The following is a 19,089-nucleotide window of genomic DNA, read 5'->3' on the forward strand; positions in this document are numbered from 1 at the left end:
GGGCAATCAGGCGGTGGGGACGAAATCGGCAAGTTCCGGTGGCAACTCGGCATTCAGCAGCACGCGTTCGCCAGTGGCCGGGTGGGTGAACTGTAACCGCCAGGCATGAAGGAACATGCGCCGCATCCCCAGCTTCTGCAGGCGTTTGTTCAGGTCAAAGTCGCCATATTTATCATCCCCCACGATGGGATGGCCTTGGGCTGCCAGGTGCACTCGGATCTGGTGGGTACGACCGGTCTTGATGGTGACCTCCAGCAGGCTCATGGCGGGCAGGCCCTGCGCCGCGCGGGCGGGCAGCGTCTGCCGCACCTTGACCAGCGTGATGGAGCGCATGCCGTCGGGGTCGTCGGTCGTGGTCACACGCACCCGGCGCTCGCCGTCGGCCTGCAGGTATTTGTGCAGCGGCTGGTCGATCACCTTCTTGTTGGCCGGCCAGCCCCCCGTTACCAGCGCCAGATAGGTCTTGCCGGTTTCACGTTCGCGGAACTGGTCTTGCAGGTGAGTGAGCGCTGACCGCTTCTTGGCCACCAACAAAATGCCCGAGGTCTCACGGTCGAGCCGGTGCACCAGCTCCAGAAACCGGGCCTGCGGCCGCGCCTGGCGCAGTTGCTCGATCACGCCAAAACTCACGCCGCTGCCGCCATGCACGGCCACGCCGGCGGGCTTGTCCAGGGCGATCAGGTGCTCGTCTTCGAGCAGAATGGGAAATTCGCGCGCCGGCGCGGGCCGCTCGGCCTTCTCGGCCACCTTGTCGGAAATGCGCACGGGCGGCAGGCGTACCACATCGCCCGCCTCCACACGGGTGTCGGCATTGACCCGGCCCTTGTTGATGCGCACTTCGCCACTGCGGATGATGCGATAGACATGGGTTTTGGGCACGCCTTTGAGCTGGCGCAGCAGGAAATTGTCGAGGCGCTGGCCAGCGGAGTCTTCGTCGACCTCCACCAGGCGCGCCGCAGGAGCGGGAGCGCCGGGAGTACGGTCGGATGGTGGTTTGCCCCCTATAATGTGTTTCACCTGCGCGTCAATGTGTAAGTGGTTGATTTGTCTGGAGTTTAGTCCACACAGCCCTTGCATCTGCGCAGGCAGGTCGATGCCAGCGGGCGTCGTACAGGTAGATTGCAGGCCAGATGCCTGCAGTGGCCCGTACACCGCACGGCGGGCTGACAGATTGAAACACTGATACGGAATCCCCCAAGCTGGCAGATTCGCCCCACCAGGGCACCGTCTGCCAGCGGATCGAAGCGAGCATGTGGTTGCTGATGGCATGGATATTGACTCTCTGGCGGTGGTGCTTGCCCCCGCTTTTGGGCGTCATATCGCCTCTAGCGCTCATTCTGCCTGCGCAAAAAGCTATTACTTCAATAGCAAAACTGCGCCCACTCCCACTCGCCCCCATCCACCCGCCCTTGCCGCCCCCGCTGAGCTAGCGCTCGACGGCCCTGCGGCATCCCCGGCAATTCCCTTCGTTTCAATGCGTCAGTCCAGGCATTCACAGCTCCGGTAGAGCTTGTTATTGGTTTGGAACTGCGGGTGGCAGCCCGCGCAGCCCTGCTGGCTGCGCCGCTGCCCACCGCAAAACACGCAAAGGAATCGCATCATGAAGCGGATGCTCATCAACGCCACGCAGCCCGAAGAACGGCGCCTGGCCATCGTCGACGGACAAAAGCTCCTCGACTACGAGATCGAGATCGAAGGGCGCGAACAGCGCAAGGGCAACATCTACAAGGCCGTTGTCACGCGTGTCGAGCCTTCTCTGGAAGCCTGCTTCGTCGACTACGGCGAAGACCGCCACGGCTTTTTGCCATTCAAGGAAATCTCGCGCAGCTACTTCGCCCCCGGTGTCTCGCCCAGCCAGGCGCGCATCAATGAAGTGATCAAGGAAGGCCAGGAACTGCTGGTCCAGGTCGAGAAGGAAGAGCGCGGCAACAAGGGCGCCGCCTTGACCACCTTTGTCTCGCTGGCCGGCCGCTACGTGGTGCTGATGCCCAACAACCCTCGTGGCGGTGGCGTTTCGCGCCGCATCGAGGGTGAGGACCGCGCCGAGCTCAAGGAGGCGATGGACCAGCTCGAATACCCGAACGGGATGAGCATCATCGCCCGCACCGCCGGCATCGGCCGCAGCGCGCCTGAACTGCAGTGGGACCTGAACTACCTGCTCAAGCTCTGGAACGCCATCGACGGCGCCGCCAAGGGCGGCAAGGGCGCCTTCCTGATCTACCAGGAATCGAGCCTGGTGATCCGCGCCATCCGCGACTACTTCAACAACGACATCGGTGACATCCTCATCGATACCGACGACATCTACGAACAGGCACAGCAGTTCATGGCGCACGTCATGCCCGAGCATGCCGCCCGCGTGAAGCGCTACCGCGACGACGCCGCCCTGTTCAGCCGCTTCCAGATCGAGCACCAGATCGAGTCGGCCTACGCCCGCACCGTGCAGTTGCCCTCGGGCGGCGCCATCGTGATCGACCACACCGAAGCGCTGGTCAGCGTGGATGTGAACTCGGCCCGCGCCATCAAGGGCGGCGACATTGAGGAAACCGCCACCCGCACCAACCTGGAAGCCGCCGACGAAGTGGCCCGCCAGATGCGCCTGCGCGACCTGGGCGGTTTGATCGTGATCGACTTCATCGACATGGAAGAGTCGAAGAACCGCCGCGAAGTGGAAAACCGCCTGCGCGACGCGCTGCGCCAGGACCGTGCCCGCGTGCAGTTCGGCACCATCAGCAAGTTCGGCCTGATGGAAATGAGCCGCCAGCGCCTCAAGCCAGCCCTCTCCGAAGGCTCGTCCATCCCCTGCCCCCGTTGCGGCGGCTCGGGCCACATCCGCGACACCGAATCGTCGGCGCTGCAGATCCTGCGCATCATCCAGGAAGAGTCCATGAAGGACAACACGGCCGCCGTGCATTGCCAGGTGCCGGTGGAAGTGGCTTCGTTCCTGCTGAATGAAAAGCGCACCGAGATCGCCAAAATCGAACTCAAGCAGCGCGTAGCCGTGCTGATGGTGCCCAACAAGACGCTGGAAACCCCCAACTACCGCCTGGAGCGCCTGAAGCACGACGACCCGCGCCTGGACCACATCGAAGCCAGCTACAAGCTCGCAGAGGAAGTGGAAGACCCCACCGCCGTGACGCGCCGCTCGCAAGAGCCCACCAACAAGCAGACCCCGGTGATCAAGGGCGTGCTGCCCGACGCACCCGCCCCCGTGGCCGAGCCCCGCCCCGAAATCGCCGCACGCCCACCGCGCGCCGGCCAGCGCCCTGCCACGGCCGCCCCGGCACAAACCGCCCCGGTTGCTGCGAAGCCGCAGGAACAGGGCTTCTTCGGTTGGCTCAAGAGCCTGTTTGGCATGGGTGACAGCCCCGCACCCGCACCGGTGGTGGCTCCCGCTCCCGCTGCTGAAGCCGGCACGCGCGGCGAACCCCGCCGTGAAGGTCGCAACGGCGAAGGCCGCGGCCGCCGCGGTGGCCGCGATGGCAACCGGGACGGCCAGCGCGACGGAGCACCCCGTGACGGCAACCGCGAAGGCACCGGTGAAGGCCGTGGCCGCCGTGGTGAGCGCTCGGCCGAAGGCCGGGCACCGCGCGATGGCGAAGGCCGTCCGCCCCGTGGTGAAGGAGAAGGCCGCAATGGACGCGAAGGCCGTGAGGGCCGTGAGGGCGGCCGAGGCCGCCGCGATGCCGAGCCCCGCAACAACGCCATCGCTGCCGACACCGACAACACCGCCGCCCAGACCGCCATCCAGGCGCAGGTGACCGGTCCGAACGGCAATGGCGCCGAAGCGGCCGGCAACCCGCCCCGTGGCGAGCGCGGCCCCCGCCGTGAGCGCGGCGAAGGCCAGGGTCGCCGGGAACGTGGCGAGCGCGCCCCCCGCGCGGCCGAAGCCCCGCGAGACACCGGGGTCCCCGCCGCCGACTTTGCGGATACCGCCCCGCTGGCATCGCTGCCCGATCTGGACCTGACCGGCAACGACACCGCACCGGCCAGCGACGACCGCCGCGAGCGCCGCTCGCGCGACCGTTATGGCCGCGACCGGCGTGAGCGTGGCGAGCGCGCTCCCCGCGACACGGTGGAGCCGACGGCACCCGCACGGATGGAGTTGGATTCGCCGGCCGCAGTGGCTGCCCCGGCCGCCGAAGCCCCGCCAGAGCCCGCACGCCGCAGCTACTTTGATACTGCCCCGGCAGCCCAGGCACCGGCACAGGAGCCCGCACCCACGCTGACGCCTGCCCCTGCCCCTGCCCCTGCGCCAGCAACCGCAGCGCCGGCACCCATGGCCGCCGCGCCCGCGCCGGTGGCCGCACCCGCGCCGGTGGCCGCACCCGCACCGGTGGCCGCACCGGTCCCTGCTGCAGCGCCTGCCACCCAGGGCATGCCACGCGTCCAGGGCTTCACGCTGCCGCTCGATGCCCTGCAGCAGGTGGCTGCCGCATCCGGATTGCAATGGGTGAACTCGGACGCTGAAAAGATCGCCGCCGTGCAGGCAGCGATTGCAGCCGAGCCACAGCCCATCCGTGTGCCACGCGAGCGTCCGCCCGCCGTGGTGCTGGACGAAGGCCCGCTGGTGCTGGTGGAAACCCGCCGCGACCTGTCGGCCATGACGCTGCCTTTTGAGCAGCCCCCGGCTGCCTGATGCAGTCACCAAGAAGGCGGCCCAGGCCGCCTTCTTTCATTGGGGCCCCTGGTGCCTCCGTCTGCTCCGTTTCGTTGACCGCCTTCCTTTCCAAGATCCCCGGACCACCACGCCCCACCATGCTGTTCCTGCTGTCTCCCGCCAAATCGCTCGACTACGAAACGCCTCTGCCAGCGGGACTGCCACACACCCTGCCACAGTTCGTGCCGCAGTCCACGCAGCTGATCGAGGTGCTGCGCCAGAAATCGCCGCAGGACATCGCCTCGCTGATGGGCCTGAGTGACGCGCTCGCCGCCCTGAACGTGGCGCGCTACCAGGTCTGGCAACCGAAATTCACCGCCACCAACGCGCGCCAGGCGCTGCTGGCCTTCAACGGCGACGTATACGAAGGCCTGCAGGCCCGCACACTCACTGCGCCCGACCTGGACTGGGCGCAGCACCACCTGGCCATCCTCAGCGGCCTGTACGGCGTGTTGCGCCCGCTGGACTGGATGCAGCCCTACCGGCTGGAGATGGGCACGCGCCTGGCCACCGATGCGGGCAGCAACCTCTACCAGTTCTGGGGCCGCCAGATTGCCGAACACCTCAACCACCGCCTGCAATCCGACACCACGCCCGTGCTGGTCAACCTGGCCTCGCAAGAGTATTTCAAGGCCGTGGACCGCAAGGCGCTCAAGGCGCGCGTCATCGAATGCGTGTTCGAGGACTGGAAGGGCGGTGCCTACAAGATCATCAGCTTTTATGCCAAGCGCGCACGCGGTCTGATGGCGCGCCATGCCATCACGCAGCGCGTCGCCACCCCGCACCAGCTGCAGGCATTCGATCTGGAAGGCTACGCCTTCGCTCCGGCCTCGTCAGAACCCGAGCGCCTGGTGTTCCGGCGCAAGACCGCGCCCACCGCGTAAATCCGCACGAGACCACGCCCCTGTCGAAGGACCGCCATGGCATCGCGTTCTGACCAGCGCCCGCACACCACCGCTGCAAGCCCCCAGCGCAGCCGCGCCGCACGGCAGGCCATCACACCCGAGCTGCGCCGCTGGATCAGCGCTCAGGCCCAGGCCGGCCACACGGCACCCGTGATGCTGCAGTCCCTGCGCGATGCGGGCTGGAACGAGGCCTTGGCCACCGATGTTCTGCAGATCACGCTGCAGGAACACCTGGACGCCATGGCCACCCCCAAGGGCCCTCCGGCAGCGCCACGGGTGCCTGAACCCCGGCTGCATGACTCCCCTGCCGTGGTGGATTGCGGCGACCGCACCGCGCAGGTGCTGCTGACCATGGCCCAGCCGCGCATCGTGGTGTTTGGCAACCTGCTCTCGCCCGAGGAGTGCGACGCCCTGATCGCTGGCGCCACGCCGCGCATGGCCCGCTCGCTCACGGTGGCCACGCAGACGGGCGGCGAGGAAGTCAACGACGACCGCACCAGCGACGGCATGTTCTTCCAGCGTGGCGAGAGCCCGCTGATAGCGCGCATCGAGGCACGCATTGCCCGCCTGCTGCACTGGCCCGTCGAGAACGGCGAGGGCCTGCAGGTGCTGCACTACCGCCCCGGGGCCGAATACAAGCCGCATTACGACTATTTCGATCCCGGCGAGCCCGGCACCCCCACCATCGTGCGGCGCGGCGGGCAGCGCTTGGGCACGCTGGTGATGTACCTGAACACGCCCGAGAAAGGCGGCGCCACCATCTTTCCGGAAGCGCAGATCGAGGTGGCGCCGCAGCGCGGCAATGCCGTGTTCTTCAGCTACGCGCGCCCTGACCCGTCCACCCGCACGCTGCATGGCGGCGCGCCGGTGATCGCGGGCGACAAGTGGATCGCCACCAAGTGGCTGCGCGAACGGGAATTCAAGTAAGAACAGGTTGCAGCGCTTATAGATAAAGCGCTAACAGCTATTCATTAAATAGCAAAAGGATTCACCATGACCACACCGGAACAATCCCAGCTGGGCAAGGCATCGGCGTACGCCGACCAGTACGACGCCTCGCTGCTGTTTCCCATACCGCGCGCGGGCAAACGCGCCGAGATCGGCATTGCGGGCGCAGCGCCCTTCTTCGGGGCCGACCTGTGGACGGCCTTCGAGCTGTCGTGGCTGAATGCACGCGGCAAACCGCAGGTGGCACTGGCGCACATCACCGTCCCCTGCGAAACGCCCAACATCGTCGAGAGCAAGTCGTTCAAGCTCTACCTCAACAGCTTCAACAACACGCGCTTTGCCGACGCAGCCGAGGTGCAGGCGCGCATCCGCGCCGACATCAGCGAGGCCGTGTGGCGCGGCGCCGAGCACCCCGCCACCGTGGGGGTCAAGCTGTTGCTGCCCGAGCTGTTCGACCGCGAGCCCGTGCACGAGCTCGATGGCCTGAGCCTGGACCGCCTGGATGTGGAATGCACGCGCTACCAGCCGGCACCCGAATTGCTGACGGCCGAGTTCAACGAGGCGCCCGTGACCGAGACGCTGACCAGCAACCTGCTCAAGAGCAATTGCCTGGTCACGGGCCAGCCCGACTGGGGCAGCGTGCAGATTGCCTACAGCGGTCCGCAGATCGACCAGGAGGGGCTGCTGCAATACATCGTGAGCTTTCGCAACCACAACGAATTCCACGAACAATGCGTGGAGCGCATCTTCATGGACATCTGGACGCGCTGCCAACCCATCAAGCTCACGGTATATGCCCGCTACACGCGCCGCGGCGGCCTGGACATCAACCCGCTGCGCACCAGCCACCCGCAGGGCCTGCCGCGCAACGTGCGCACCGCCCGCCAGTAAGGCTCTAAAGCATCATCCCGGCACATCGATCCAGTCGCACCGCAAGGTGTGGTGCAAGTGCGCACGCGTGCGCCAGGTCACATACAGGCTGGGTGCAAAAATGCCGATCACGCACACCGGCACGGTGTACGGCTCGCCCAAGGCGCAGATGGGGAACCAGCCCACCCAGCCCAGCACCCATAGTGTCAGCACCAGGTCCCAGAGGTGGTACTCCAGCGGGTGGTCTGCCTTGTGCGCAACATGCCACTGCTTGATGCGTTGCAGCTCGTTCAGGGTCACGGTGATCTCCCGAGAAACGGGAAAATCACTGTAAGTTTTCAGTAAGAATTCGTCAAGAAATACCGATCACCTCCCGGCGCAGGCGTGGCCGTTCCCAGCGGTGGAGCCCAGCTGGATCAAAACAGCGGCGCGGTGTGCGGATCTGCCTTGCGCGCGGGGCGGCTGCTGGCGGAAACGGGCTCGCTGCCTGCCTGCGGGTGCTCGGACAGGCGCACCAGCGCCCCCACCCGCACGCCCAGCAGCCGCAGACGCTGGTCCAGCGGCACGCGCTTGAGGCACAGCCCGGCCACGCGGCGGATGGTGGCTGCGTCGTGCGTGGGTTCCGCAATGGTCTGATCGCGCGTGGCCATCCTGAAGTCGTCATAGCGCAGCTTGATGCCAATGGTTTTGCCCACGTAGCCCTTGCGCTGCAGGTCCTCGGCCACGCGCTGGCACAGGTCGGAGAAGATGCGCGAGAGCTCGGCCTTGTCGCGCACGGCGTGCAGGTCGCGCTCAAACGTGGTCTCGCGGCTCATGCTCACAGGCTCGCTCTCGGTCACCACGGGGCTGTCGTCCTGGCCCCAGGCCACGCGGTGCATCCAGGCGCCGGTCGATTTGCCGAAATGGCCCATCAGCCATTGCGCATCCTGTGCCGCCAGCTGGCCGATGGTCTCGATACCCAGCCGCGCCAGTTTTTCGCCCGCCTTGGGGCCGATGCCGTTGATCTTGCGCACATGCAGTGGCCAGATGCGGGCTTGCAGGTCCTCTGCGTAAACGATGGAGATCCCGTTGGGCTTGTTGAACTCGCTGGCCATCTTGGCCAGCAGGCGGTTGGGAGCCACGCCGATCGAACAGGTCAGGCCCGTGGCGTCAAAAATGCTTTTCTGGATGAGGCGGGCCAGCACACGCCCGCCCTCGCGCTGGCCACCGGGCACATCGGTGAAGTCGATATAGACCTCGTCCACGCCCCGGTCCTGCATCACCGGCGCGATCTCGGTGATGGTCCGCTTGAACAGGCGCGAGTATTTGCGCACCTCGTCAAAGTCCACCGGCAGCACGATGGCCTGCGGGCACAGCCGTGCGGCCTTCATCATGCCCATGGCCGAGCCCACGCCAAACTGGCGCGCGGCATAGGTGGCAGTGGTGATCACACCCCGGCCCACGTAATCCTTGAGCAAGGGGAAATCGGCCACGGGAATAAAGCGCGGCTCACGCGGCCCCGTGCCATCCGGGCTTTGCAGCAGCCAATCATCCACCTTGCGCCGCCCGCCGCCAATCACCACCGGCAGGCACTTGAGCTGCGGGTAGCGCAGCAACTCGACGGATGCAAAGAACGCATCCATGTCCAGGTGGGCGATGCGGCGCAGCTTGCCGCCTGAGGCAGGCTGTGCGGGCGGAAGGTCGGCAGGTAAATCGGTCTCGACGGCGGTCACACCCGGTATTGTGCGCGGCGGCCTGCCATCCAGGGCCTTGCGGCCATCCTACCGCCGGCCACGCGCCACACGCTCCCCCACCCCGATGAAGCCCAGCATCAGCAACACCCCCACCAGTTGCAAGGCACCCAGGGCTTGCTGAAAGTAGGCCCAATCGACCACGATGGCGACCACGGGGTAGGCAAACTGCAGCACCGCCACCCGGGTCGTTGGCATCCGGGCCATGCCTGCATACATCAGGGTGTAGGCGAGCCCGGTGTGGATCAGCCCCAGTCCGGCCAGCCATGCCCATGAGGCGCCCCAGGCGGGCCAGCCTTGCTCTGCGGGTGCGACCCACAGCACCACCGAGCCCAGCGCGCATTGCCACCAGGCCAGGGTGCCCACGGGCAAGGCCTGAAGGCGTTTGGCCACCACCGTCACCACAGCGGTACACAGCGCACCCACCAGGCACAGGGCTACTCCCTGCCAGTAGCCAGGCGCCTGCCCACCACCCGGCGCGGCCAGCCCCTCGGCCACACCTGTTGCCAGCACCAGGCCCGCCATGGCACCCAGCACCGACAGCACACGCTGGCGTGGCATGGTCTCCTTCAGCCACCACACCCCCAGCAGCAGCACCCACAACGGCTGCACATGGAACAGCACCACCGCCACCCCGGTAGGCACCTGCTGGATGGCCGTGAAAAACAGCCACCAGCTCGTCAGCATGAGCCCGCCGAGCAGCAGCACCCAGGGCAACGCAGCCCAGCCCACCCAGAGCCCGCGCCACAGTCCACGCAAGGGCCTGCGCCAGACCAGCCACAGCGTGAGCCCCAGCAGGCCCAAGGCGCACCGGAACCAGGTCAGGGTCGCCGGATCTGCCTGGGCCTCATGCACGAACACGCCAATGCTGCCCAGCAGGGCATTGCCCAGGACAAAGGGCAAAACCCCCTGGTACGCGGGAGTGGCGGGGACAACGGCTGCGGGTGCGCCAGTAACGGAAGAGGATGGCTTTTGCATGCCCGCAGTGTGGCTGCCAGCAGTCACCACGAAAAGCGCATAATTTATGCAAACATCATTCGATAATCGAATTCATTTACACCATGGGCTACCGCGACCTGCAACTCGATTGGCTCCAATGCCTGGTGGCCGTGGTGGATGCGGGCTCACTCTCGGGCGCCACGCTGGAGGTGCACCGCTCCCAGTCCGCCGTGAGCATGCAGCTGAAAAAACTCGAAGACGCCGTAGGCCACCGCTTGCTGGAGCGCGACGCACGCAAGCAGCACCTGACGCCCGAGGGTGAAACCCTGCTGGGCTACGCGCGCCGCATCCTGGCGCTGCATGCCGAAGCCCATGACGCGCTGAGCGGTGATGCGCTCACAGGCCGCGTGCGGCTGGGTGTGCCCGATGACTACGCCGCCCGCTACCTCACGCCCGTACTCAAGCGCTTTGCGCCCCGGCACAGCGGGGTGGAGATCGAGCTCGATTGCGAGCAGTCCACCGCACTCATCCCGCGCGTGGCCAGCGGCGACCTGGACCTGGCCCTCATCTCGCGCGACCACGCGCGCCGTGGCACGCTGCTGTTCCACGAGCCCATGGTGTGGGTGGGCTCGGCGCAGTTCGAGTTATGGCGGCGCGACCCGCTGCCCATTGCGGTGTACGAGTCGGCCAGCCTGGCGCGGCGCGGCGCCATCCACGCGCTGGCACAGCAGGGGCGCCGCTACAAGGTGGTCTATCACAGCTCCAGCCTGGCCGGGCAGATTGCGGCCGTCGAAAGCGGCCTGGCCGTGGCCGCCCTCACCCACTGCAGCGTGCCGCCGCAGCTGCAGGTGCTGGGCACCGAGCATGGTCTGGGCCCTCTGGCGCCCATGGAGGTGGCCGTGTACCGCAGCCGCGCATCGCGCGGTGCGAAGGCGGTGGACAGCCTGCAGAGCCTGCTGGTGCAGACCCTGAGGCAATCGGGTAGCGCCCGCACCGCGCCGTAAAAGCCCGAGACCCTTAGTTCTTCGCTAGCGCTGCGCTGCGCAGGCCCTGCAGCGTGCCCGTGGGCGTGATCGCCTCGGGGTCGATCAGGCAGTGCAGCACGCTGGGCAGGCCGCTGGCGCGGGCGCGGGCCAGGGCAGGGGCGAATTCTGCCGTCCGCTCCACGCGCTCGCCGTGGCCGCCAAAGGCCTGGGCGTAGGCCTTGAAGTCGGGGTTCTGGAGCTGCGTGGCGCTGATGCGGCCGGGGTACTCGCGCTCCTGGTGCATGCGGATGGTGCCGTACATGGCGTTGTCGAGCAGCACCACGATGAGGGGCAGACCATATTGCACGGCGGTCGCAAACTCTTGCCCGTGCATCAGAAAGTCGCCATCGCCCGCGAACACCACCACCTCGCGCTGGGGCCACAGGCGCTTGGCGCCCACGCCCGCGGGCAGGCCATAGCCCATCGACCCGCTGGTGGGCGCGAGCTGGCTCGCGTAGGTGGTAAACGGCCAGAAGCGGTGCACCCAGGTGGCAAAGTTGCCAGCGCCGTTGCAGAAGATGGTGTCGGCGGGCAGCACTTCCTTGAGGTGCTGCATCACCTGGCCCATCTGGAGGTTGCCGGGGATGCGGATGGGCGCCGTATCGCTCCAGGCCAGGTATTCGGCATGGGCGGCCTCTGTGTGGGCCTTCCAAGGCACGGCGGCCGTGGGGCGCACCGTATTGAGCGCCGCAGCAAACGCCTGGGGCGTGGCGTGGATGGCCTGCGTGGGGCGGTAGAGCTTGCCCAGTTCATGGGCATCGGCATGCACATGCACCAGGGGCTGCGCGGGCCTGGGGATGTTGAACAGCTCGTAGCCCTGCGATGGCACCTCCGACAAGCGGCCGCCCACCACCAGCACCAGGTCGGACGCCTTGATGCGCGCCAGCAGCTTGGGGTTGACGCCCAGGCCCAGATCGCCGCCATAGCAGGCATGTGTGGCCGGGAACAGCATCTGGCGACGGAACGAGCAGTACACAGGAATGGACCACGCTTCGGCAAACGCGGTGAACTCGCGCACCGCCTGCTCAGACCAGCGGCTGCCGCCCAGGATCGCCACGGGGCTTTGGGCGGCTTGCAGGCGCTGCGCCAACTCGGCCATCTGCGCAGCGCCAGGGTGGGTCTCCGTCACCTGGTAGGGCAGCGCATCGGCCACGGTGGCGGCCTCGGTCAGCATGTCTTCGGGCAGCGCCACCACCACCGGGCCGGGGCGGCCCGAGGTGGCCACATGGAAGGCGCGCGAGACCAGCTCGGGCACACGCGCCGGATCGTCGATCTGCACCACCCACTTGGCCATGGTGCCGAAGACCGCGCTGTAATCGAGCTCCTGAAACGCCTCGCGCCCCATCGCGCCGCGCGCCACCTGGCCCACGAACAGGATCATGGGGGTCGAGTCCTGGTGCGCGATGTGAATGCCCGCCGAAGCATTGGTGGCACCCGGACCGCGCGTCACAAAGCAGATACCGGGCTGGCCGGTCAGCTTGCCCTGGGCCTCGGCCATCATGGCCGCACCGCCCTCCTGGCGGCAGACGGTGACGGCGATGTGGGCATCGTGGAGCGCATCGAGCACGGCCAGGTAGCTTTCGCCGGGCACGCAGAACAGCTGCTGCACGCCGTGGAGGAGGAGCTGATCGACCAGGATCTGGCCGCCGGTGCGGGAAGTGAGGAACGTTGAGTTCATGGCTACGGTAACGGATCAAAAAGTAATTCAGAACAGTGCCTGGCAGGCGCGCTGGATGCGCGCGCAGGCCTCTTGCAAATCGGCGGTAGGGGCGGCGTACGAGATGCGGAAGTATGGCGCGAGCCCCAGCACCCCGCCGGGCACCACGGCGACATGGTGTTCGCGCAGCAGGTAAGCACAAAAGTCGGCATCGGTGCGCAGCAGCATGCCGCCCGGTGTGGTGCGGCCCAGCACGCCTTCGCAGCTGGCAAAGGTGTAGAACGCGCCCTCGGGCACACGGCAGCGCAGGCCGGGTGAGGCGTTGAGCGCGGCCAAGACCAGGTCGCGCCGGTCCTGGAACGCTTGGCAGCGCTCGCGCACCACGTCTTGCGGCCCGGTCAGCGCCGCCACGGCCGCCGCCTGGCTGATGGACGAGGGGCAGGATGTGGCCTGGCTCTGCACCACGGCCATGGCCGCGATCAGCGCCTTGGGGCCTGCGCCATAGCCGATACGCCAACCCGTCATGGCGTAAGCCTTGGAGACGCCATTCACCGTCAGCGTGCGGTCGCGCAGCGAGGGCAGCACGGCGGCGGGCGTGGCAAACGCACGGCCGTCGTACAGGATGTGTTCGTAGATGTCGTCCGCCAGCAGCCACACCTGCGGGTGGCTCTCCACCACCTCCAGCACCGGGCGCAGCTGCTCGGCGCTGTAGGCCGCGCCGCTGGGGTTGGACGGCGAGTTGATGAACACCCAGCGCGTGCGCGGCGTGATGGCAGCCTCCAGCTGCTCGGGCGTGATGCGAAAGCCGTTGGCCTCGGTGCAGGGCACCACCACCGGCACACCGCCTGCAATCAACACCATGTCGGCGTACGAAGTCCAATATGGCGCGGGCAGGATCACCTCGTCGCCGGGGTTCACCGAGGCCATCAGCGCGTTGTAGAGGATCTGCTTGGCGCCCGCGCCGGCGGTGATTTCGTTCAGCGCAAAGTCCAGGCCGTTGTCGTGCTTGAACTTGTGCTGAATGGCGGCTTTCAGTTCAACCGTGCCATCCAGCACCGTGTAGTGCGTCTCCCCCCGCACCATGGCCTGCTGGGCGGCTTCCAGGATGTGGACAGGTGTATCGAAGTCAGGCTCGCCCAAGCCCAGCACGATGACGGGCTGGCCCTGGCGCTTGAGCTGGTGGGCCTCTTGCGTCAGGCGCACGATTGCGGAGACGCCGATGGCACCCACGCGGTCGGCCGTGCGAAAGGCTGTGGCGGGGAGGGGAGCGTTCATTGCTGGTAGGTCTCGAGGGGCTTGTCGTTGGGCGCGGCAAACAGCTGGCGCAGCGTGGTGCCCAGCGGCAGGTTGAGGCTCATGTTCTTGGGCGGAATGGGGGTCACGAACCACTTGGCGTAGATCTTTTCCATCTCGCCGGTTTGCATGAGCTTGGTGAGCACACCGTCCACCGCCGCCTTGAAGGTGGGGTCGTCCTTGCGGAACAGCAGCGCAATCGGCTCGGCGCCCAGCGGCTCTCCCACGATGCGGTAGGCCGAAGGGTCCTTGGAGTTGGCGATCATCCCGGCCAGCAGGTTGTCGTCGAGCACAAACGCATCGGCACGGCCGGTCTCCAGCAGCAAGAAGCTCTCGTGGTGATCCTTGCCCAGCACGGTCTTGATGGGGGCGCCCAGCGTGCGCTCTTGCCTGCGCAGCAGCTGCACGGCGGTCGTACCCGTGGAGGCCGCAATGGTGCGATTGCCCAATTGGCTGACGGATTGGAGGTCCGAATCCTTGCGCACGGCCATGCGCACTTCACTCACGTAAGTGGTCACGGCAAAGGCCACCTGCTGCTGGCGCGCGGTGTTGTTGGTGGTGGGGCCGCAGCCGATGTCCAGCGTGCCGTTCTGCACCAGCGGCAGCGTGTTCTGTGCCGTCACGGCCATGTATTCGAGCTTGGCCTGGGGCACGATTTCCTTGAGCACCCGCTCGCACAGCTCGACGTGGTAGCCCACGTATTTTTCGTTCGCGCCCAACGCATAGGCCATGGGCGGCGAGGTCTCGCGCACGCCCAGCACCACCTTGCCCGACGCCTTGATCTTGTCGAGCGTGCTGGTCGCCGGGGCCTGGGCATGTGCCGGGGCCCATGCCATGCATGCGAGTGCCAGCCCTGCGGTCAGCGCAGTGAGCGTTGCCTTGCGGAAAGATGCCATGTCGTTGTCTCCTTGTGTGTGGTGGATGGCAGGTTGAGAAAGAGCGAAACTCAGATCACGTTCTTTTCGAGCAGCGGCTGTTGGCGCGCAAGGCGCTCGATGGACAGCGGCGACAAATCCAGGCTGTGGTAGCGGCCGGTCAGCATCCACTCGGCCAGGCCGCGCCCCACGGCCGGGCTCTGCTGCAGGCCATGACCCGAGAAGCCGTTGGCGAACACCAGGTTGTCGCAGGCGGTGTGCAGGCCCAACAGCGCGTTGTGGTCGAAGGTGTTCATCTCGTAGTAGCCTGCCCAGGCGCCCTGCATGCGCAGCGCCTCAAAGCCGGGGATGCGCCCTGCCAGCGTAGGCCAGATGTGTTCCTCGAACGCGGCGTACTCGGGCTCCAGCGGGGCAAAGTCGGCATCGTTGTCTGCGTCGGGCGCAAAGCCGCAGATGAAGCCCTTGCCCTCGGGCCGCAGCCAGATGCCGCTGGTGTCGATCAGCAGCGGGCAACCCGGCAGCGCTGCCGGGCTGGCGAGGTTGAACACCGTGCGGCGCTTGCCCACCACGGGCAGGTCAATGCCCGCCCAGCCCGCAATGGCAGCCGCCCACGGGCCGCCCGCGTTCACGACATAGCGGCAGGGCAGCACGGTGCCGCTGTGCAGGCGCACGGCGTTCACATGCTGCACGCCATCGCTGGCGGCCAGGTCGAGGCCCACCGCCTCGTCGGCCACGTAGCGCACACCCTGGCGCTGCGCCTTCTTGCGCAATGCCGTGAGCAGCAGGTAGCCGTCAAACCAGCCCTCGCCCGACAGGCCCAGCGAGCCCAGCGCTACATCCTGCAGCGCCAGCCACGGAAAATGCTCGGCCAGCTGCTGCGGGCTCAGCAGCGCCACATCGGCGCCATGCCGCTTCTGCAGCGCATGGTTCTCGCGCAGCGTGGCCGCGCCCGCCTGGGTGGCCAGGTACAGGTAGCCGCCTTCGTGCAGGCCGATGTCGGGCGCGTCGCCATGGCAGGCCAACAGCTGGTCCACGTTGCGCAGGAAGCCGATGCCAAACGCCGAGACCTGGATGTTGATGTCGGTGGAAAACTGCTGGCGAATCGAGCTGGCCGACAGCGCCGACGACGCCCGCGCGTAGGTCGGGTCCCGCTCGACCACCACGACCTCGCAGCCCGGCTGCTGCAGCGTGAGGAAGTACGCAATGGCACTGCCGATGACGCCGCCGCCAATGATGACGATGGGAGAGGAGTCAGTGGTCATTCTCAAAGATCTCGCGGTGCACCAGCCCTTCGACAAGCTCAGGGCGCGCGGGGGGACACGACGCACCCCGCCTCACCCCGCCCGTTCGGGCTGAGCCTGCTGTCGAAGCCGGGGCGTACCGCATGCTTTCCACAGCCAAATCACACATCAAAGGTCACGCCCTGCGCCAGCGGCAATGCGGTCGAGTAGTTGATGGTGTTGGTTGCCCGGCGCATGTAGGCCTTCCAGCTGTCCGAGCCCGCTTCGCGGCCACCGCCTGTTTCCTTCTCGCCGCCAAACGCGCCGCCAATCTCGGCGCCGCTGGGGCCGATGTTCACGTTGGCAATGCCGCAGTCCGAACCTGCTGCAGACATGAACAGCTCCGCCTCGCGCATATTGAGCGTGAAGATGGACGATGACAGGCCCGCGCCCACGGCGTTGTTCATGGCGATGGCCTCGTCGATGCTGCTGTAGCGCACCACGTACAGGATGGGCGCGAAGGTTTCGTGCAGCGCCGGGCCTTCGTGCTTTTGCAGCTCCACCAGCGCGGGGCGCACGTAGTACGCACCGGCACCGCCAAGGCCTTCCACACGGCCGCCGCCGTGCACCGTGGCACCCAGCGCGCGGCCTTGCTCCAGCGCCTTTTGCATGCCGTCAAAGGCCATGCGGTCGATCAGCGGGCCCACCAGCGTGCCCGCAATGCGCGGGTCGTCCACCTGCACGTTGGTGTATACCTTGACCAGCTGGGGCACCAGTTGGTCGTAAATGCTTTCGTGCACAAACAGGCGGCGCAGCGTGGTGCAGCGCTGGCCTGCCGTGCCCATGGCGGCAAACGCGATGCCGCGCAGGGCCAGATTCAGGTCGGCCGAAGGCGCCACGATGGCGGCGTTGTTGCCCCCCAGCTCCAGGATGCCGCGCGCAAACCGCGCTGCCAGGCGCGGGCCCACGGCGCGGCCCATGGTGGTGGAGCCGGTGGCCGACAGCACGGGCACGCGGGCGTCGTCTACCAGCACCTCGCCAATGTCGCGCTGGCCCACGATCAGCTCCAGCAGGCCCTCGGGCGCGTCGCTGCCAGTCTCACGGTTGAAGCGGGCGATGGCACGCTGTGCAATCGCATGCGTGGCAAGTGCGGTGAGCGGGGTCTTTTCCGAAGGTTTCCACACCACCGAATCACCGCACACCAGCGCCAGCGCCGCGTTCCACGACCACACGGCCACCGGGAAGTTGAAGGCCGAGATCACACCGCACACGCCCAGCGGGTGCCAGGTTTCCATCATGCGGTGGCCGGGGCGCTCGGTGGCAATGGTCAGGCCATACAACTGGCGCGACAGGCCCACGGCAAAGTCGCAGATGTCGATCATCTCCTGCACCTCGCCCAAGCCTTCGGACGAGATTTTGCCCACCTCGATGGTCACGAGCAGGCCCAGGTCGGCCTTGGCTGTGCGCAGCTCTTCACCCAGCAAGCGCACCAGCTCGCCCCGGCGCGGTGCGGGCACATTGCGCCACGCCTGGAAGGCCGCATGCGCGCGGCCGATGGCGGCGGTGGCGTCGGCAGGGCTCTGCTGCTGCACCTGGGCCAGCACCTCGCCCGTGATGGGTGAGCGCGCAGCCAGCGTGCCGCCCATGTAGGCCGCACGGGGCACGCCCAGGCGTTGCAGCAGTGGATCGACTTCGGGCACAAGGGAAGCGGCGGCAAGGGTTGCAGGCATGGCGGCTCGCAATAGTGAAAAGGGTGCGGAAAAACAGAACAGCGCAAGAGAACCCACGCAATGAATGCGCCAATATCCGCCAATACCACCACAATGGATAGCAAAAAAATGGAACTACTTGATCACAATCGAGAATGAAGTGTCTGAAAACTGCAGAGCTGCCAGCGCATGCCCTTGCCCTATAAGCACTGCGACTCAAAACAGTCACAGACGGCCAACACCCATCATTCCCCCGACGCATGATCCACGCATGACCCTGCTGCGCCGCACCTTCCTGCCCTCCACTGCCGACCTGCTGGCCTTTGAGGCCGCAGCACGCCACCAGAGCGTGTCCCGCGCGGCAGAGGAGCTGCACCTCACGCAAAGCGCCGTGTCGCGCCAGATCCGTCAGCTCGAAGAGCAGATCGGCACCGCCCTCTTCCACCGCGTGCGCCAGCGTGTGGTGCTGACCGACGCGGGCCGCGTCTATGCCGCCGACGTGCAAAACGTGCTGCAACAACTGTCGGCCAGCACGCAAAAAGCCATGGCTTTTTCCAGCACCGACGGCCTGCTCAACCTGGCCGTGCTGCCCACGCTGGGCACGCGCTGGCTCATCCCGCGCCTGGGGCGTTTCATGGCGCTGCACCCCGAGGCCATGGTCAACTTCTCGGCCCGCACCGAGCCCTTTGACTTTGCGGGCACGCCGTTCGACGCCGCCATCCACTTCGGCGCGCCGCACTGGGCCGGCGCCGTGTGCGAATACCTGATGCACGAAGAAACCGTGCCCGTGTGCAGCCCCACCTACCGCGACCGCCACGGCATCAAAACCCCGCAAGACCTGACGCGCGTGGTGCTGCTGCAGCAAAGCACCCGCCCCACGCAATGGGCCGAATGGTTCGCGCTGGTGGGCACCCCCACGGCGCTGGCGCTGCGCGGCCCCCAGTCCGAACACTTCGCCATGATCGCCCAGGCCGCAGTCTCCCACCTGGGCGCGGCGCTCTTGCCGCGCTTTCTGATCGAGCAGGAACTGGCGGCAGGGCGTCTGGTGGAGCTGTCAGACCGGGTGCTGACGAGCACCGATGCGTATTACCTCGTCTACCCCGAGGCGCGGGCGCAGACGCCGTTGGTGAAAGCGTTCAGGGATTGGGTCGTGGGGGAGTGCGCGGGGCAGCGGCAGGGGTCGCGCTAACCCACCGCGCTTACCACCCGCCGTTACCCGCCATGCCCATGCTGCGCGCGAGCAAGATCCTGTGGACGC

15 protein-coding genes are annotated in these 19,089 nt (G+C 67.0%); 6 read left to right on the forward strand and 9 right to left on the reverse strand.

The features are described from left to right. Positions 1–6: 6 nt before the first annotated feature. Complete coding sequence (locus BLW02_RS04230; RefSeq protein WP_092697160.1) at positions 7–1,017, reverse strand: RluA family pseudouridine synthase; 1,011 nt, start codon at positions 1,015–1,017, stop codon at positions 7–9. 583 nt (positions 1,018–1,600) lie between these two features. Here BLW02_RS04230 and BLW02_RS04235 point away from each other — a divergent pair. The 4 genes from BLW02_RS04235 to queF all read left to right on the forward strand — a co-directional run bounded on the left by BLW02_RS04235 (position 1,601) and on the right by queF (position 7,404). After that, entirely contained in the window at positions 1,601–4,639 is a 3,039-nt protein-coding gene (locus BLW02_RS04235) for an Rne/Rng family ribonuclease (RefSeq protein WP_092697161.1), read from the forward strand. Between the two features lie 119 nt (positions 4,640–4,758). Next, positions 4,759–5,544, forward strand: a complete 786-nt coding sequence (yaaA, locus tag BLW02_RS04240) for a peroxide stress protein YaaA (RefSeq protein ID WP_092697162.1) — start codon at positions 4,759–4,761, stop codon at positions 5,542–5,544. A 36-nt stretch (positions 5,545–5,580) separates the two neighbouring features. Further along, positions 5,581–6,492, forward strand: coding sequence for a 2OG-Fe(II) oxygenase (locus BLW02_RS04245; RefSeq protein WP_092697163.1), 912 nt, complete (start codon positions 5,581–5,583; stop codon positions 6,490–6,492). A 66-nt stretch (positions 6,493–6,558) separates the two neighbouring features. Beyond that, positions 6,559–7,404: an NADPH-dependent 7-cyano-7-deazaguanine reductase QueF gene (queF, locus tag BLW02_RS04250; protein ID WP_092697164.1), complete on the forward strand. Its 846-nt coding sequence runs from the start codon at positions 6,559–6,561 to the stop codon at positions 7,402–7,404. 12 nt (positions 7,405–7,416) lie between these two features. Here the strand turns inward: queF and BLW02_RS04255 are convergent, their stop codons facing one another. The 3 genes from BLW02_RS04255 to BLW02_RS04265 all read right to left on the reverse strand — a co-directional run bounded on the left by BLW02_RS04255 (position 7,417) and on the right by BLW02_RS04265 (position 10,091). Beyond that, positions 7,417–7,683: a hypothetical protein gene (locus BLW02_RS04255; RefSeq protein ID WP_092697165.1), complete on the reverse strand. Its 267-nt coding sequence runs from the start codon at positions 7,681–7,683 to the stop codon at positions 7,417–7,419. Between the two features lie 116 nt (positions 7,684–7,799). Then, the gene (locus BLW02_RS04260; RefSeq protein WP_092697223.1) at positions 7,800–9,005 is read right to left on the reverse strand and encodes a Y-family DNA polymerase; all 1,206 of its coding nucleotides are present in this window, start codon (positions 9,003–9,005) and stop codon (positions 7,800–7,802) included. Between the two features lie 138 nt (positions 9,006–9,143). Further along, positions 9,144–10,091 carry a DMT family transporter gene (locus BLW02_RS04265; protein ID WP_092697166.1) on the reverse strand — a complete coding sequence of 316 codons (948 nt, stop codon included), beginning with the start codon at positions 10,089–10,091 and terminating at the stop codon, positions 9,144–9,146. An 83-nt stretch (positions 10,092–10,174) separates the two neighbouring features. On the opposite strand from BLW02_RS04265, the gene BLW02_RS04270 reads away from it, so the two are divergent. Continuing rightward, the gene (locus tag BLW02_RS04270) at positions 10,175–11,056 is read left to right on the forward strand and encodes a LysR family transcriptional regulator (RefSeq protein ID WP_092697167.1); all 882 of its coding nucleotides are present in this window, start codon (positions 10,175–10,177) and stop codon (positions 11,054–11,056) included. A gap of 13 nt (positions 11,057–11,069) precedes the next feature. On the opposite strand, the gene BLW02_RS04275 is transcribed toward BLW02_RS04270, so the two are convergent. The 5 genes from BLW02_RS04275 to amaB form a co-directional block, all read right to left on the reverse strand. After that, on the reverse strand, positions 11,070–12,755 hold the full coding sequence (locus BLW02_RS04275) for a thiamine pyrophosphate-binding protein (protein WP_092697168.1): 1,686 nt from the start codon (positions 12,753–12,755) through the stop codon (positions 11,070–11,072). A 27-nt stretch (positions 12,756–12,782) separates the two neighbouring features. Further along, the gene (locus tag BLW02_RS04280) at positions 12,783–14,009 is read right to left on the reverse strand and encodes a pyridoxal phosphate-dependent aminotransferase (protein WP_092697169.1); all 1,227 of its coding nucleotides are present in this window, start codon (positions 14,007–14,009) and stop codon (positions 12,783–12,785) included. After that, positions 14,006–14,923 (reverse strand): amino acid ABC transporter substrate-binding protein, encoded by a 918-nt coding sequence (locus BLW02_RS04285; protein WP_092697170.1) that lies wholly within the window; start codon positions 14,921–14,923, stop codon positions 14,006–14,008. The genes BLW02_RS04280 and BLW02_RS04285 overlap by 4 nt, the downstream gene beginning before the upstream one ends. A 50-nt stretch (positions 14,924–14,973) precedes the next feature. Continuing rightward, a complete protein-coding gene (locus BLW02_RS04290; RefSeq protein ID WP_092697171.1) occupies positions 14,974–16,164 on the reverse strand; it encodes an NAD(P)/FAD-dependent oxidoreductase in 1,191 nt (396 codons plus the stop codon). Between the two features lie 140 nt (positions 16,165–16,304). Continuing rightward, the gene (gene amaB / locus BLW02_RS04295; RefSeq protein ID WP_092697172.1) at positions 16,305–17,852 is read right to left on the reverse strand and encodes an L-piperidine-6-carboxylate dehydrogenase; all 1,548 of its coding nucleotides are present in this window, start codon (positions 17,850–17,852) and stop codon (positions 16,305–16,307) included. A gap of 250 nt (positions 17,853–18,102) precedes the next feature. Here amaB and BLW02_RS04300 point away from each other — a divergent pair, with 250 nt between their 5' ends. Further along, on the forward strand, positions 18,103–19,020 hold the full coding sequence (locus tag BLW02_RS04300; RefSeq protein WP_208859683.1) for a LysR family transcriptional regulator: 918 nt from the start codon (positions 18,103–18,105) through the stop codon (positions 19,018–19,020). Positions 19,021–19,089: the final 69 nt, after the last annotated feature.

It is taken from the genome of Acidovorax soli (assembly GCF_900107605.1).
GTDB classification, from domain to species: domain Bacteria; phylum Pseudomonadota; class Gammaproteobacteria; order Burkholderiales; family Burkholderiaceae_C; genus Acidovorax; species Acidovorax soli.